The organism is Caldiplasma sukawensis, from assembly GCF_052315375.1.
In the GTDB taxonomy this organism is placed as follows: Archaea; Thermoplasmatota; Thermoplasmata; order Thermoplasmatales; family Thermoplasmataceae; genus Cuniculiplasma.
In genome coordinates this window covers 24157-39237 of sequence record NZ_JBLSDG010000004.1, presented here as the reverse complement: position 1 = coordinate 39237, position 15081 = coordinate 24157, and the positions used below count along the sequence as shown (strand labels likewise).

20 protein-coding genes are annotated in these 15081 nt (G+C 36.2%); 4 read left to right on the top strand and 16 right to left on the bottom strand.

Going from position 1 to position 15081, the window contains the following annotated elements; genetic code table 11:
• Window positions 1–5 precede the first annotated feature (5 nt).
• From ACNF4Z_RS03545 to ACNF4Z_RS03535, 3 genes are read left to right on the top strand one after another with little or no spacing between them, the layout of a single operon-like run.
• The gene (locus ACNF4Z_RS03545) at window positions 6–527 is read left to right on the top strand and encodes a TIGR00725 family protein (protein ID WP_458327872.1); all 522 of its coding nucleotides are present in this window, start codon (window positions 6–8) and stop codon (window positions 525–527) included.
• A gap of 51 nt (window positions 528–578) precedes the next feature.
• Window positions 579–1199, top strand: a complete 621-nt coding sequence (locus ACNF4Z_RS03540) for a chlorite dismutase family protein (protein WP_458327871.1) — start codon at window positions 579–581, stop codon at window positions 1197–1199.
• A complete protein-coding gene (locus tag ACNF4Z_RS03535) occupies window positions 1154–2632 on the top strand; it encodes a THUMP domain-containing protein (RefSeq protein ID WP_458327870.1) in 1479 nt (492 codons plus the stop codon). The genes ACNF4Z_RS03540 and ACNF4Z_RS03535 overlap by 46 nt, the downstream gene beginning before the upstream one ends.
• Window positions 2633–2684: 52 nt before the next feature.
• Here the strand turns inward: ACNF4Z_RS03535 and ACNF4Z_RS03530 are convergent, their stop codons facing one another.
• Window positions 2685–3143: an archaellin/type IV pilin N-terminal domain-containing protein gene (locus ACNF4Z_RS03530; protein WP_458327869.1), complete on the bottom strand. Its 459-nt coding sequence runs from the start codon at window positions 3141–3143 to the stop codon at window positions 2685–2687.
• 337 nt (window positions 3144–3480) lie between these two features.
• Between ACNF4Z_RS03530 and ACNF4Z_RS03525 the strand changes: the two genes are divergently transcribed.
• Entirely contained in the window at window positions 3481–4005 is a 525-nt protein-coding gene (locus ACNF4Z_RS03525; protein ID WP_458327868.1) for a hypothetical protein, read from the top strand.
• Here ACNF4Z_RS03525 and ACNF4Z_RS03520 read toward each other — a convergent pair.
• The 15 genes from ACNF4Z_RS03520 to ACNF4Z_RS03450 form a co-directional block, all read right to left on the bottom strand.
• Complete coding sequence (locus ACNF4Z_RS03520; RefSeq protein ID WP_458327867.1) at window positions 3994–4833, bottom strand: aldose epimerase family protein; 840 nt, start codon at window positions 4831–4833, stop codon at window positions 3994–3996. The genes ACNF4Z_RS03525 and ACNF4Z_RS03520 overlap by 12 nt on opposite strands.
• Before the next feature lie 4 nt (window positions 4834–4837).
• Entirely contained in the window at window positions 4838–5023 is a 186-nt protein-coding gene (locus tag ACNF4Z_RS03515; RefSeq protein ID WP_458327866.1) for a hypothetical protein, read from the bottom strand.
• Complete coding sequence (locus ACNF4Z_RS03510) at window positions 5013–5327, bottom strand: NfeD family protein (protein WP_458327865.1); 315 nt, start codon at window positions 5325–5327, stop codon at window positions 5013–5015. The genes ACNF4Z_RS03515 and ACNF4Z_RS03510 overlap by 11 nt, the downstream gene beginning before the upstream one ends.
• Window positions 5328–5333: 6 nt before the next feature.
• Window positions 5334–5828, bottom strand: coding sequence for a hypothetical protein (locus ACNF4Z_RS03505; protein ID WP_458327864.1), 495 nt, complete (start codon window positions 5826–5828; stop codon window positions 5334–5336).
• Window positions 5812–6384 carry an NTP transferase domain-containing protein gene (locus ACNF4Z_RS03500; RefSeq protein WP_458327863.1) on the bottom strand — a complete coding sequence of 191 codons (573 nt, stop codon included), beginning with the start codon at window positions 6382–6384 and terminating at the stop codon, window positions 5812–5814. Before ACNF4Z_RS03500 ends, ACNF4Z_RS03505 begins: the two co-directional genes overlap by 17 nt.
• Window positions 6371–6835 carry a YbhB/YbcL family Raf kinase inhibitor-like protein gene (locus ACNF4Z_RS03495; RefSeq protein ID WP_458327862.1) on the bottom strand — a complete coding sequence of 155 codons (465 nt, stop codon included), beginning with the start codon at window positions 6833–6835 and terminating at the stop codon, window positions 6371–6373. Before ACNF4Z_RS03495 ends, ACNF4Z_RS03500 begins: the two co-directional genes overlap by 14 nt.
• A gap of 34 nt (window positions 6836–6869) precedes the next feature.
• The gene (locus tag ACNF4Z_RS03490) at window positions 6870–8096 is read right to left on the bottom strand and encodes an MFS transporter (RefSeq protein WP_458327861.1); all 1227 of its coding nucleotides are present in this window, start codon (window positions 8094–8096) and stop codon (window positions 6870–6872) included.
• A 44-nt stretch (window positions 8097–8140) separates the two neighbouring features.
• A complete protein-coding gene (gene dph5, locus ACNF4Z_RS03485) occupies window positions 8141–8872 on the bottom strand; it encodes a diphthine synthase (protein ID WP_458327860.1) in 732 nt (243 codons plus the stop codon).
• A complete protein-coding gene (gene eno, locus ACNF4Z_RS03480; RefSeq protein WP_458327859.1) occupies window positions 8869–10083 on the bottom strand; it encodes a phosphopyruvate hydratase in 1215 nt (404 codons plus the stop codon). Before eno ends, dph5 begins: the two co-directional genes overlap by 4 nt.
• A gap of 21 nt (window positions 10084–10104) precedes the next feature.
• Window positions 10105–10647 (bottom strand): gamma carbonic anhydrase family protein, encoded by a 543-nt coding sequence (locus tag ACNF4Z_RS03475; RefSeq protein ID WP_458327858.1) that lies wholly within the window; start codon window positions 10645–10647, stop codon window positions 10105–10107.
• Complete coding sequence (locus ACNF4Z_RS03470; protein ID WP_458327857.1) at window positions 10610–11527, bottom strand: PfkB family carbohydrate kinase; 918 nt, start codon at window positions 11525–11527, stop codon at window positions 10610–10612. Before ACNF4Z_RS03470 ends, ACNF4Z_RS03475 begins: the two co-directional genes overlap by 38 nt.
• On the bottom strand, window positions 11524–11892 hold the full coding sequence (locus tag ACNF4Z_RS03465; RefSeq protein ID WP_458327856.1) for a hypothetical protein: 369 nt from the start codon (window positions 11890–11892) through the stop codon (window positions 11524–11526). Before ACNF4Z_RS03465 ends, ACNF4Z_RS03470 begins: the two co-directional genes overlap by 4 nt.
• A 16-nt stretch (window positions 11893–11908) precedes the next feature.
• Window positions 11909–13867 carry an ATP-dependent protease LonB gene (lonB, locus tag ACNF4Z_RS03460; RefSeq protein WP_458327855.1) on the bottom strand — a complete coding sequence of 653 codons (1959 nt, stop codon included), beginning with the start codon at window positions 13865–13867 and terminating at the stop codon, window positions 11909–11911.
• 70 nt (window positions 13868–13937) lie between these two features.
• On the bottom strand, window positions 13938–14558 hold the full coding sequence (locus tag ACNF4Z_RS03455; protein WP_458327854.1) for a zinc-ribbon domain-containing protein: 621 nt from the start codon (window positions 14556–14558) through the stop codon (window positions 13938–13940).
• A gap of 72 nt (window positions 14559–14630) precedes the next feature.
• Window positions 14631–15068, bottom strand: a complete 438-nt coding sequence (locus ACNF4Z_RS03450) for a hypothetical protein (protein WP_458327853.1) — start codon at window positions 15066–15068, stop codon at window positions 14631–14633.
• Window positions 15069–15081: the final 13 nt, after the last annotated feature.

Here is a 15081-nt window from a genome sequence, read left to right as displayed (position 1 = left end):
AAAAAATGAATGATCAGATATACATCGGGGTTCTTGGCGGAGCAAATCCCACCGATGAATACAAAAAAATTGCGTATGAAGTTGGAAAAGAGCTTGCTCAGAGAAATGCTGTGGTCATTTGCGGAGGCTTGACTGGTGTCATGGAGGAGGTTTCCAGAGGTGTTTATGATAATCATGGTGTGGTAATAGGGATTCTCCCAGGATATACCCGGGAGAATGCAAATAAATACCTTACTTATTCCATTACAACAGGCATAGGATATGCAAGAAATTTCATGATAATCAGGGCTGCAAATGCACTTATTGCAATAGATGGCGCGAATGGCACAATTTCAGAGGAAGCTTTTGCAATAAGCGAGGGCAAAGATGTAATAAGCTTGGGCAGTCATCAGTTGAAAAAGATGAAATCACATGAGGGTGAGTTCATAATCGCAAACAATCCCAGGGATGCTGTTGATAAGGCAATAAAATCAGGCAAGAAATATATTGAAAATGTTAAAAACTTCAGCTTTCAATACGAGTCTTAAAATTATCAATAAATTTGTAATCATTTATTACATCAAATTCAATTATGTATTATGATAATTAAAGAGAAGTCAAATATTCACATGTATATTCTTGGATTTAAGTGGAATGGAAAAGAATCAACATTAAGTGAAATGACAAAAGAGATTAAAAATAAACTTGATCTAAATCATCTTAATCTTTATAGGTCAATGAGAACGGATATTGATTATATAATATGGGCCTCTGCATATTCATCAGAACCATTTTTTACATTGATTGCTGAAATGAGAAAACTTAATGAATTCTCAGGAATCTACTCTTATTTTTCAATATATGAGAAATCACCATACATTAAAAGGGAAACTCCAGTGGAAAAACAGATAAATGAAAGTACAAAGAAATATTTTATAGCCTATCCAATGAGCAAGAGTACAGAATGGTATTTGCTTGATTATGACGTCCGTAAAAAGATAATGAAGGAACATATAAGCATGGCCATGTCTGATCCAAATAATAATGGGATACTCTCATACACCACATACAGCTTTGGAATTGGAGACCAGGAATTTGTAGTAATGTATGAGGCAGATGACCTTGAAAAATGGATGAAAGTAACTGAAAAATTGAGGGAGTCCGTGTCAAGAAGGTGGATTGTAAAGGAAACACCAATATTGGTTGGTCTGAGATTATGAAATATATGTATCTGATTAGATATTCAGAGATAGGATTGAAGGGTAAGAAAACCAGGGCCCAGATGGAATCGAAATTAATAAAAAATATTAGACTTGCACTAACCAAATATGGAATAAACTGGGAATTTGTAAAAGAAAGAGGAAGGATTTACCTTAATACTGATTATGAAGTTGAAGATATACTCAAAACTATAATGGGTATAAAATCATTCTCACGGGTTCACAGTTTTAATTTCACAAATACTGAAGAAATATCAAATGAGGCTGAAAAATTTTTCTCAGGAAGAGTAAAAGGGAAAGTGTTTGGTGTATACACAAAAAGACACGGTGATCATGAATTCTCATCAATTGAACTGGATAAAATGATAGGGGATAGACTTTTCAAATATTCCAAAGGCGTTGATCTAAAGAACCCAGAGGTGAGAGTAGAGATAGAAATAAGGGGAAATGTTGCATATTTCTTTGAGAACAGAATTTCCGGCCCGGGAGGTCTTCCTTTAGGGACAGAGGGGAAATACATTGCACTTGTTTCAGGTGGAATAGATTCTCCTGTTGCAGTTTGGATGATGGCAAGGAGAGGGTCCCCGGTTGATCTAATATTCTGTTCTTTGTCTCCGCCGTATGATGTAAAAAATTTCCTGGAAGTCTCTGAAAAGCTTATTGAGAAATGGTTTCATGGATATGATCCTACCATTTACATAATAGATCTTTCAAGATTGATTGAAGATTTTGTTTTTAAAGGAAAACTGAAATATGGAAATGTAAGCTTTAAAAAACTTCTCTATAACATTGGAGAGAGAATAGCAAAAAAATCAGATGCTTACGGGATAATAACAGGAGAGTCTTCAGGACAGGTTTCGTCGCAGACACCTGAAAATATATTTCAACTGAGTAAGGGAATGAATTATCCTGTTATAAGACCATTAATAGGATTTGATAAGGATGAAATTATTGATCTTTCAAGAAAAATTGAAACATATAATGAAAATGATCTTGGAGAATTCTGCGCATTGTTTTCGGAAAGGCCAATAACAAAGATTAAGGATGAGGAACTGAAACAGGATCTTCTGATTCTTGATGGATATATAATCGAAGAAAATGAAATAACCATTCTTAAAGGAAAGGAAATTAAGAATTATCTAAAAAATATTAAAATCAAAAATGATAAAGAAATAAAAGTAAATGAGGGGAGTTTAATCATTGACCTCAGGGATCCGCTTTCGTTTAAAGACTGGCATATTGATAATGCAATCAACTTATCTCCTCTGAATTTTAATAAGATTCTTGAAGTATCAAGAAATGCAAAAAAAGTTTATCTGTATTGCAAAAATGGATTGCAGAGTGCGTATATAGCAGGAAAATTGAATTCGATGGGAATAGCTGCATCTTATTTATCATTGGACAAAATAAATAAAAAAATAATTTCAAAATGAGATAAAAATATATGTTTTATATCTAATATTTTAAAGTTCTAATTTTCCCGAATTATTTTACAGTAATACTGTTGTCTGTATATATTGTTGCTCCATTGTATGTCAATGTTATGGATGTTACTTGTGAATTAGACTGGAACTCGAACACTGAGCCTGCGTTGAAATAAGAGGGATTATTATTAGGAGTTAAAGTAGATAAAGTAGAAGTTGATGAACTTTGGCTGGCAAGAGTTCCAACCGAGGCACCATTTACACTAATTCCAATTGATGATGCTGATAGATTGAGCGTCGAAGCACTTACATTTATCCAAATGTAATATGGAGAAGAGCCAGAGGGACTTAGTTCACTGACACTTACGCTTGGGGTTTCAACCGTATTACCCACACCATGTGTAAATCCTCCAAGTATGGTCACAAGAGTTGCAGCTAATACCACCGTTATTGCAATCAGTAGAATTGTTGCTATAATTGGTGATACCGCCTTTTCTTTTTTATCGAAAACTGGTTTCATAATTTCACCTTAAATATGAATAATTATTAACATAAATATTTTTTGATTATGCAATCTTAAAAATTTAATAAAAAGTAAACAGAACATTTAAATATGATAAACTAAATTAATTTCTCAATAATATAAATTTTTACCAATGGTTAAATAAATCAGTCAGATCAAAACAATTTCTTTAATCGAATAATAGCACTTGATGAATATTTGAAAAAAATTAATAAAAAGTATTTCTGAATATTTTATAAATATGTGACGAGATATTCTTAACTATTAAGTGGATTATAGTTATATAATTATTTGAAAAACATAAATATTATAAGGAAAATAATATAGGGGAATAATGTTTTTAGGCATACCTACAAGTGAAACACAGATAATCCAATTGATAAAGGGTTTCAAGATTCAATTCTACATATTTTTATTATTTACATTCATACTTCTTGCAATCAGAGTAATAAGATCAAAACTAGGAATATCATATTCAAGGAAAATTTTGATATACCCTATGATCTATCTAATCCTGACCCTTTATTCTTCAATAGATGAAACTTTCTTTCTCTTTGAAATTGCAATGATTATTTACTTAATTGGATACATAATTGGATTCGTTGTTGGTGATCTGGCAAACTTCAAAGAAAAGAAGGGGAGGGTAGTGGTGGAAACCTCCGTGATCATTTCATCATTATGGTCCATCCTTTTCCTCATAAAGTGGTATTTCTTTCTTTATTACACGATCACTTCAGTTTTGATCTTTGTTGTTAGTGACATAATTGTAACATATCTATTCACATTGCTTGCAGGCGTTCTATTAGGTCAGGCCACAGGTATCATTTTCAAGCACTGGAGATATCCCTCAACTTTCTAAATTTTCTTTTAAATTGTTTGTTTTGAATCGTAATGTATATCCAAATGACCATGTCTCATCAGGCTTTAGAATTTTCAAACCCATTCTGTTATTGAAAGAATTTACCTCCCCTGCCATAGGTTCAACAGCAACAGACCTGTTCTCACAATACTCACCATTGTAAATTTGAATATAGCTGGAGCTGAAAGGTTCCATCTCCACATTAAAATTATTGCCTTCAATATTCAATTTACCTGAATACTTGAATGTGTCATCAAAATTTCCCCCTGATCTTATAATTCTTTTGCTCTCAATGTAATTTCCAGAAGGAAAGTATTTTCTTTCCTTGACTGACCTGAGAGGTTTTTTCTCAAAAATCACTGCCCACTTTTCTCCCGTTAGAAAATAAGGATGAAAACCTGGTGAAAGGGGAGAATCAAGTTTCCCATTGTTTCTGAAATGTGCTATCTCAGTGAGAATCCCGTCAGAAACGCTTATTTCCATTTCTACAGAAACATTAAATGGATAGGAATCCCTGAAAAGATTCATTTCCATTTTTACAGAATTTTCACTCTTTTCCTTTATTTCAAAATCTGAGTCCTTAGCGAAACCATGTATTGAATGGCCTTCTGAATTTTTCTCAAAATGGTAAGTTTTTCCTTCAAAGGTGTATGTTCCATTTTCAATTCTGTTTGCATAAGGACACAGGAATGCTATACCTCCATGTGTCTGGTGACCGTCACTGGATTCCTTTATAATTTCCTTATCTGAAATATTAAGGGATTTTATGTATGCGCCATGGGTATCAATTTCACATGTTGTTTCATCATATTTTATTAAAAGATTCATGGGATCAGTCCTGGAAAAATCTTATAACCTTTGCGTCAGCATACTTTTCCCTTATGAGTTCATGAATTGGCATTCCTTTCTCCATTGCCTCCTCGCATATCTTCACAGTCTCCTCTATGGTGAGTTCTATCTTATGTCCGTCTCGCTTTGTTATCACAGCATATCCAAGATCTGCACAATCAATTCCCATTATTTACAACCTCTATTATGAGTCTGAGACCTCTGACGCCCTTGACTACCACCGTATCACCAACCTTTATATTTTCATCAGAAGGTCTGATTGCAGTCCAGTACTGACCGTCAACCCTTACTGAAAGCATTGTTCCGTTGTCACTCACTATGGTTCCAGTTTTTCCTATGAGACTGTTTATTCCAGTCACACCTTTTCTTCCCCTTGGATACCATAGATAAAGCCTGTAAAACCACGCTCCAAAGAAAAAGAAAACTATTGCAAATAGGATCAGTGAAAGATAGTATAGAGTGTTGGATATCATATATGGTTATTCAATTCTCTTTAAATTATATTTCTTTTTACTGATCATTGCCTGGGCACCACCCATCATAGCTAGTATAAAACCTGCTATGTAACCGCCGTATCCAGATGGCAATGATAATACGGATGCAATAAGTGCAAGAAAACCAAAAAATTTCATTCTCCCTGCTATTGAGTAATATTTCTCTTTACTTATTACACTAATGCCATTATCATTTCTCTCAAGAATTTTTCCATTTTTGAATATGAGAATTGCAGAGAGTATCTCAATAATACCCATCAACAATCCGGAAAATACTATGAGTATTGTATTCAGAATGTCAGAATACAAGCCTTCAATTCCGGTTTCCACAAAAATATATATGGCAACCCCAAGGGTTACAAGACCACCCAATAGAATTGTAAGTCCTGCATCCCTGTCATATGCGAAAATTGTTCCCAGTTTCCTTTCAGCACCAAGTATTGCTTCTGCACTCTTTCCTCCTTTACCTGAGGTCGCCATTTTCTCCCCCACTGCTCCATTTTCCAGTTATATTCTTGAAGGTATCGATGTCATTTATATTCAGCACTCTGGAAGAGCTGTAATTGAAATTCTTGTAGTAGTCAGATGTGACCATTTCAGGATTCTGAAAAAATATGCTCACTCCGCAAAACATATTATCGCTTAGTATGTTTGTTATTCCGTTGTAGAAATTAAAGCTTTTTTCAATAAAATCCTTTGGGACCTCAGGGTCTGCAAAATATATGTCAGAGCTTAAAACCATTATGGGATACTTCCCAATTTTCTCAAGAGCTTTTGCAAGGTCCACAGAATAGCCTGAACCTTCAGTTCTTATTATGTGATATTTATCCTTGAAAACCTTTTCAGTCTTTAAAGTGAATGGACTTGTGGCAATGTATATGCGATCAGCATATTCTCTCAAAAGCCTTATGTTTCTCTCTATGAGCATTTCCCCGTGAGCCATTAACAGGCCCTTGTCGCTGATACCCATTCGTGTGCCTTTTCCTCCAGCCATTATAAGAACTGGAAAAACCGGTTTAACATCATTTTCTGCCATAGGTGAACATCCATGTTAATTTCTTTACTTTTGTCTCCTCACAAATTGCCCTTATCTCTTCCCTGGTGAGTTTTTCCCTGTTTTCAAGTGGCCTTACAATTGAATATAATGTGAGTACATAATGGTGAGTTGAGCTTCCTGGAGGGCATGGTCCACCATACCCATACTTTCCAAAATCATTCTTCAGCTGGTACCAGCCTTCTGAAGTTCTTTCCTCCTTAGAGACGTTTTCATGAATTTTACCAAGGGAAGGGGTTATATTTGTGATGACCCAGTGGTTGAAATTTCCCTTAGGTGCATCAGGATCATCAAGGAATATCACAATCTCTTTTCCCGATGTTGGAGGTTCCTTCCAGGTAATTTCAGGAGAGATATTCTCACCCTTGCAGGTATATCTGTCTGGAATCATCTGACCATATTTAAGGCCTGCAATGGAAACTTCAAAACTCATAACACTTTATTGTAATTGAATTAATATTTTTTTACTATATGGAAGGTTCAGATATTTTTGTGGAATTTTTTATGAAAGATGGAATCATTAGGAAAAACCACACTGTGCATATGAAGGTTGAGGCTGAAATTATGTACCAGAAAATACTTGCCTGAGATTGAAAGAATTGAAGAAGACCTAGCCCAACAACTGTACCTGCCACCCTTCCAGAACTTGTTATGAATGAATACTTTCCCACATAATCTCCTCTTGAATCCTGGGGAGATATTTCCATTAAAATTGTCTGTGTTGTTGGGGAGGCAAAATCCTCACCCAGTGTAAAAATTCCCATGATGATAAGGAAGGAGAAAAAACCTGTAAAAGCTGTAAGAAGCAGAAAAGCTAAGGCATATACAAATGTTCCAAATGCCCTCCAATGCATTACATTTCCTCTCTTTGACATTATTCTGAAAACAGGAATCTGGAGAAGAACCACAAGAAGTCCATTCAGACCATAGATGAATCCAAGGGAAATTACAGAGGTGTTCTGAAGATGGAATAGATAAAGTGTAAACGCCGGACCCGTTTGACGTAGATCAAAACCGAAAAGTATTCCTGCCAATGTGAAGGCAACCATGAAAGGATTTTTAAAATAACCTGATTTTTCGATTAATCCAGTTTTTTTTATTTTTCTGTACTCTTTTCTAGTGAATTTTTTTCCTGAGTATGTTTCTCCAACCAGTAAATGCATCATTATTGCCTCAACTATAAGTGTGGCTCCAGCCAGAAAGAAAATCCATTGAAATCCGAATACTGATAGAAATGCCCCGATTACAGGTCCTGCTGCAGCTCCAGCATTTGCAAAAACCCTAACATATGTGTATGCCTGAAGCCTCTGGGAGCTGTCTGTGAGATCTGCAACAGAGGATTGAATAGCAGGATACTGCAATGCGGAGATGAACATTGAGGTAAGCCAAAACACTATCATGAGGAGAAGACTCTTACCATATCCTACAGCCCAGAATAGAAGAAAATATGATATTGATGCAAAATATGGAACAACCTCAAGGAAGAATTTTCTGCCAAAACGATCAGACCAAGGGCCTGAAAAATATTGTATTACGGACATAACAGCCGTTGCTGCTGCTGTTATGATTCCTGTCTCAAAAAGAGAAAGTTTGTAATCAAATACAAATATTATGGGGAGAAAGACAAATGTTGATACTCTGCCAACCACCCTTATAAATCTTGTAATGCTTAAATATAAAACCCTTCGGTCCATTTATCATTGTGTATTTCAAGCACAGATAAAAACCCATTTGGTGTTTATTTAAAGAGGACTGCTATGTTTTCCGCTTCATTGAAATCTATTTCTGAAGGTATAACAAAAAAATATGGGGATTGGGGATTTTTCATATTATCAATAAAATTGTACTGCACTCTCTCATCTTCCCAACCCACCCTCTCAAGAAGAAATATCTTTCTGTCGTAGAATGTTTTGTCACTCTCCCTTATGGATGCTTCCTCAATGATTTCCTTGACCTTATGAAAATCAATGTTAACATTGTTATTAAGATCTATCAATACACATACGTGAATACCGCAATCCACGTATTTTCTTATTTTTTTTATGAAACTTGATGGGTGGAAATTTTCACTCCATTCAGGTATGGAGACAGTTGCACCAACTCTATATGGAGAAAGACCAGTTCTACCTGGTACTGCAGTAATTATTGATGAATTCTCCAGAATTTGAATATTCATTCCTCTTTTTTTCAATTCAACCAGAATTGACATATGAGTTGTTGAAAAGAAAGGATCCCCTGAAGAAATGAAGGCAGAATTATCCTTTACAAAGTTCATTTTCTCTGCCATTTCCCTTTCCAGATATTTGACCTTTTTTCCATAAATTGAACTCATCTCTTCAATGAAATTTTCTGGAAAAATTGATGTGTATGTATCAACAAATATATTTTCCACATCTTCCAGTATTTTTTTCTCCCTTAAGGTTAAGGATTCCACTCCTCTTAGTCCACAGCCCATAATATAAAATGTCACTGAAGATCCTCCTGGATCCTCACAAGTTCGTTGAGTTTTGCAAGCCTCTCTCCACCTATGGTTCCGCTTTTTATGTAATCTGATCCGAATGCAACAGACAGATGTGCAATGAAGTTATCTTCCGTCTCCCCTGATCTGTGTGATGTTACAATTTTCATTCCTGCTTTTTTTGCTTCAATCACTGCATCCCATGTATCTGTAAGGGTTCCAATCTGATTCACCTTTATGAGGGCCCCATTGGTAGCATTTTTTTCAATCCCCATCCTTATTCTTTTAACATTGGTTGTGTAAAGATCGTCCCCAACAATTATTGTATTCTTACCACATTTTTTAAGTATCTCTGCAAAACCTTCGAAATCACTGTCCATCATTGGATCTTCCATAACCTTCAAGGAAAATTCCTTTTGAAGTGATATCATGTAATCTATCTGTTCATCCCTTGTGAGTGATTTTTCCCTGTATTTGTATTTCCCATTATCATAATAGGATGTGGATGCCGCATCTATTCCAATATAGGTTTTCACCTTTTTCTCCTTCCCTACCTCCTTTGCTGCCTCGGAGGCTATTTCCAGAGCTTTTTCATCATCAAGTGAAAGGACCCATGCCCTTTCATCTCCCACTCCAATGCTAACATTTTTGAATATGTCAGAGGCCATCCTGCCTATTTTTTTATGAATTAGTGCGTTTATCTCTATTGCCTCAAGAAAATTCTCTGCATCGTTTGTCACAAGAATTTCCTGAATTGTTGTGCCGTTGATTGCATGTTTTCCTCCTCCGATAACATTTCCAAGAGGCTTCGGGCATTTCATCCTGAAATTTCCACCTGCATATCTATAAAGTGGAAGATCACTGTATGATGCAATAGCCTTTGCAAGAGCAACAGAAAGTGCTGTGGAAAGATTTCCTCCCATTTCACTAAAATTTTCTGTACCATCTATTTCATGAAGTAAGGCATCAAATCCTGACTGATCCATGGCGCTAAAACCACGTATTGATTCCCTCACGTTTCTGTAAAAAAAATCTAAAGATTGATCAGCCGATCCATTTCTGAATGACTGAACCTCTGTTTCTCCAGTACTTGCCCCAGATGGTGCAGAACATGTTCCGTAATGGCCTGAGTTAAGATAAATTGTTGCCTCCACTGTTCTGTTTCCTCTGGAATCCAGTATGACCCTTACCTCTGAATCCTCTATATATAGATCTGTTTGCATACCCTTACATGTTATCAATTGTTATAATTCTTCCTTAAGATTGCTGGCATATCTTTTGCAGAATGATCTGTAATTCTCCTTGTAGTCTGACCAGAGTTTCTTGTATTCCTCGTTTACATCCTTAATTTCCTTTGCCGGAACACCAACAGCAATCTTTTCCCTGTCTATTTTCTGCCTGTTTTTAACAAGGGCATGCTCTCCGATAACTGCCCATTCTCCAACCTCTGCATAATCCGTTACTGTGGAGTGCATCCCAATCACAGCATAATCATGAATAGTAGCAGTGTGTATTACACATGAGTGCCCAAGTGTAACAAATTTCCCTATTCTTGTTTCTTTTCCAGGTCTTGCATGTATCACAACATTATCCTCAACTGCTGTACCTGTTTCTATTACAATTTTTCCATAGTCACCTCTTATTGATGCACCAGGGCCAACCCAAACCTCTCCTATTAGTGTTACATCACCTATTATTGTTGCTGTTTCTGAAATATAAGATTCCTTAGAAATGGAGGGCGTTCTTCCCTCAAAACTGTAAACTGGCATTTTTCCCCATATTTTCATGCTTAATCTGATTTACTATTGATTTAATTTCATTTATATTGGGGTTAAAATTCTTAAGCCCATTCTCCACAACCATTCCTGATACTGCCACTCCAAACTTAATGGCATATATTATGTCATTACTCTCCTTTAAGCCATAATAGAAACCTGATCTGAATGAATCTCCGGCGCCAAGTGTGTCGCCGTTTTCAATTTTTTTAAAAGACTTTATATGAAAATAATTCTCATTTTCTATGAAATAGGCTCCATTTGCACCAGCAGTCATTACTATATTTACCATTGATGAAAGTTGCTTCATGTCCATTTTAAGCTCGTTTAAAATGAATTTTATCTCATTTTCGTTTCCCATGAAAATTGATGTGTTCTTTGAAAAATAATCAAGCCAGTTCCTGTTGTATTTGTAAAAAACTTCTTGAGATGGATCAAATATGCGTTTTTCACTCTCAGTATTTTCAAGTAGGAATCTGTTTAATTCAGGATTTCCAGTACCAAGATGAAGATAATCATAACTTTCCTCCAGTATCCTGTATTTTTCGTATTTCATAGGCCCCTCGGCAAGAAAGTATTTCTGTTCTCTTCCATCATTAATTGCATAGCAAACAGGCCCAAAATCATCATCTGTTACAAGAATACCATCTGTATTTATACCCAACTTCTCTAGAAAATCCATGTATTTGGAATGACTTTTTCCAGACACTATTGAATAGAGTCTGAAGCGCAGACCTAGCTTTGCTGCAACAATTGCAAAATTACCTGCCGTTCCACCAAAATTTTCCTCAACTGAATCTAGAGGAAGTGTAATTGCATCACTAATTTTCTTTGTTCTCATCACAACATCCATGTTTAGGTGACCTGAATAAGCAAGAAATTCCTTCTTCATTTTAAAAGATCAAACTGAGATTTAGTCATAATACTTAATCTTTCAATTGATGGTGTGCCTGAAAGTGGCTCATATATTTCATATTCATATTGGAAATCTTTATGGATTTTATTTTTTGTAATCAGGATATTATCAATATCTACACCGTACGATTCAAAGGCTTCTTTTATCTGAGAGGTCCCTGCCATCAGACATAAAAAATATGAGTTTAAATCTCTTATTCTTGTTTTTCCGAAATCCATTGCTCTTTCGTAGCACTCCTCAAGTTCCTCTTTTTTTATTGAATTATCATATTTAATTAATGCGTATCCTGAATAATTTTTATTTAAAAAATTTAAAAAATTATCAATTTGTTCTTTTTTCAATTTTATTCTGTAAAAATTAAGCTGCACTGGGACCGACCTTTTTAGTCTTTCCCCTGTTTCCTGAGGAGCTCAGTTTGAACATATCCTTTATCCTGTCAATGAGGTTTTGTTTTTCAGGTCCTTTCTCAAGGGCAACCTCCAATACCTCCTCTATGTTTGTCACTGGAATAATCTCTATCTTATCCTTGTGAGCAAGATCAAGTATGATATCATTGTAATTTGATGCTGGGACTATTACCTTCTTCAGACCTGCTTCAATTGCAGCCTCAACCTTTGCAGTTACTCCTCCCACTGGCAATACAGCACCTCTTACACTTAGTGAACCTGTCATGGCAACGTCCTGGTTCACAGGTATATTCTCTATTGCTGATATTACAGCAGTTGCTATTGATACACTTGCACTGTCACCTTCAACACCCTCATATGTTCCTATGAACTGTATGTGTATGTCAAGGTCAGAAAGATCCTTTCCTGAAATCTTTTTGAAAACTGCTGACACATTCTGAACAGCTTCCTTTGCTATATCACCCAGCTTTCCTGTGGCTATAACATTTCCGTGTCCCTTTGTCTGTGAAGGGGTTACTTCTGCCACTATTGGCATCACAATTCCAGTGTACTCTGCCATACCTGTGTTTCCACCCATAACTGCGAGTCCATTAACCGTTCCAACAAGGGCACCCTCTCTATTGTATGTGTTGTAAAGCATTTTGACCTCCAGAGCTCTGTCGGCGATCTGCTGTTCAAGTGGCTTGCTGAACATCTTTGCTCTCTGAACATGGGAAGCTGTTACAACTGAAGCCCTTTCTGATATGGCTATGTCACCGGAAGCCCTTATGAGACCTCCTAGTTCCCTCAATCTAAGGGTTAATTTACCCCTTCTGCCTGCTCTTTTCTGTGCTTCCTTAATTATTTCCAATACTGCTGACTTGTCAAAGTGTGGTATTTTTTTATCCTTTACAACTTCCTGTGCTATGAATTGTATTAGCTTGTGTCTGTTCTCAAGGTTGTCCTCCATTGTGTCATGAACGAATACTTCGTATCCGTACCCCCTTATCCTAGACCTCAAAGCGGGATGCATTCCCTGGATTGCATCCAGATTCCCCGCTGCCACCAGAATGAAGTCGCAGGGAACTGGTTCTGTCTGAACAAGTGCCCCAGCACTCCTCTCACTCTGACCTATTATTGAGAATTTCTTCTCCTGCATTGCTGTCAATAGAGATTGCTGACTCTCTATCCTGAGAAGGTTTATCTCATCTATGAAAAGTACACCTTTGTGTGCCTTGTGAATGTTACCTGCCTCAACCCTGTCATGGGCTGGAGTCTCAAGTCCTCCCGATTGGAAAGGATCATGCCTTACATCGCCAAGAAGGGCACTGGAGTGTGCACCTGTTGAGTCAACAAAAGGAGGTTTGTCATTTGGATTATGTGATACAATGACTTTTGGAACCATTGCCTTTTCCATTCTCATCGCCGGACTGAAGTTCCCAAGCATGTATATCATTGCTGCTGCAAGTATTGCAAGGAATATGATATAGAAGTTCCGTGTAGCTATGGTAATGATAAGACCAATTATAACAAGAGCAAATACAAATGTTAGAAACATCCTGGATTTGTCTCTTTTTTCCTGCTCTGCCCTCACCTGATACTGCTTTACTATTTCCCTTCCTTTTCCTGCGGGAACAGTTTTTATCTTAGGACGATTTGGATCTTCTGGATTATAAAATACTAATATATCTTCAAGTTCTTCCTTTGGCAGAAAATCTACCATAGACTGTGCCAGCATGGATTTTCCAGTTCCAGGCTCTCCTATGAGAAGAACATGCCTCTTCTGGATAGCTGCCTTTTTAACAACCTCCCTTGCCTCTTCCTGACCAATCACTTGGTCAAATAGATTCTTGGGTACGTCAATATCACGGGTTGTTTTAAATGGAAGACTTTCCAGCCACTGTTCTAAATTATCATTATTTTCTTCCACAATGTATGAATGAAAAATAATTATTAAGACTTTGCTTAAATATTTTTTAAATGTTATTATTAAGTTTGATTCACTTTAATGGAAGTCCGCAGTTCGGGCAGAATTTGTTTTCCTTTGTTATTTTAGCACCACATTCAGGGCATTTTGGCTCCTCCATTGGTACCATACTGGAATACTCGTTTTCCACGTTTTTTGGATAGTCACCGCTTGAATTTTGTTTCGTGCCTCCAAGATTTATCATGTTTACATTGGTCTTTGATGCTTTTGCTTTTTCCAGTTCTACCTTCTTTCTGAATTCCTCTTCCTCTTTACTTCTTGTTTCCTGCTGATATTTTAGCTTAGCCGTTTTTGCCCATTCTTCAATTCTTGAAACCACTGGATCTGGATTTTTTATTTCGAATTCCACCACATTTCTGTTTCCGTCCTTCTTGTATTCAATGCTCAGCTTCTTTTTTGTAAAAAGACTCATCTTAGGAACTGCCGATGAAACGTTAAGTATTTCATACATTGGTATTTCAATGTAGATTTTTGAAGGCTCTGCTCTTCTTAATCTTCTCTCACCGATTTTTTCATATAGAATTCTTTTATTTGTAATATGTAGTATCCCATTCTCTATCCTTGCATCATTCTGTACCATAACACTTTTTTCTTCTAGAATCTGGTTTTCGTCAGGATCAAGCACTACTGCCATCAATTCTACAATAACTTTCTTGTATATATATTAGATATGATCCAGCCCCGGTATAACAGTTTAACATTATAATTACCAAATGGATGCTCCAAGGGCAATAGCATTATATATTTCATTTAGATAAGAAATTATGAACAGGAAGAGATCGGCCATTATTTTCTTCATTTTAATATTCCTGGTATCATGGCTTTTGATCTCTTCACTTTCAAATGTACATGTTGAAAATGTAAAAACAACAGGCTCTTCTGGATTAGGAAGTGGAAGTGGTACAGGTTCTTCAACAGGCTCAGGATCGGGTTTAGGCTCATCTTCAAATCCAACCTCAATAGGAGGTCTGAATCTGAATGGGCTTAATCTTTTCAATTTTAATTTTAGTTTTAATTTTAAAGGATTATCAGGAATATTGAATAACATAAAATTTCCAACCATTTCACTCAAGCTTCCAAATTTCAATTTACCAACTATTGGTTCTTCAAGTAAGGGAGGGGGCAGTGGACTCTCTAGCGACATAAGTAATGTTGTT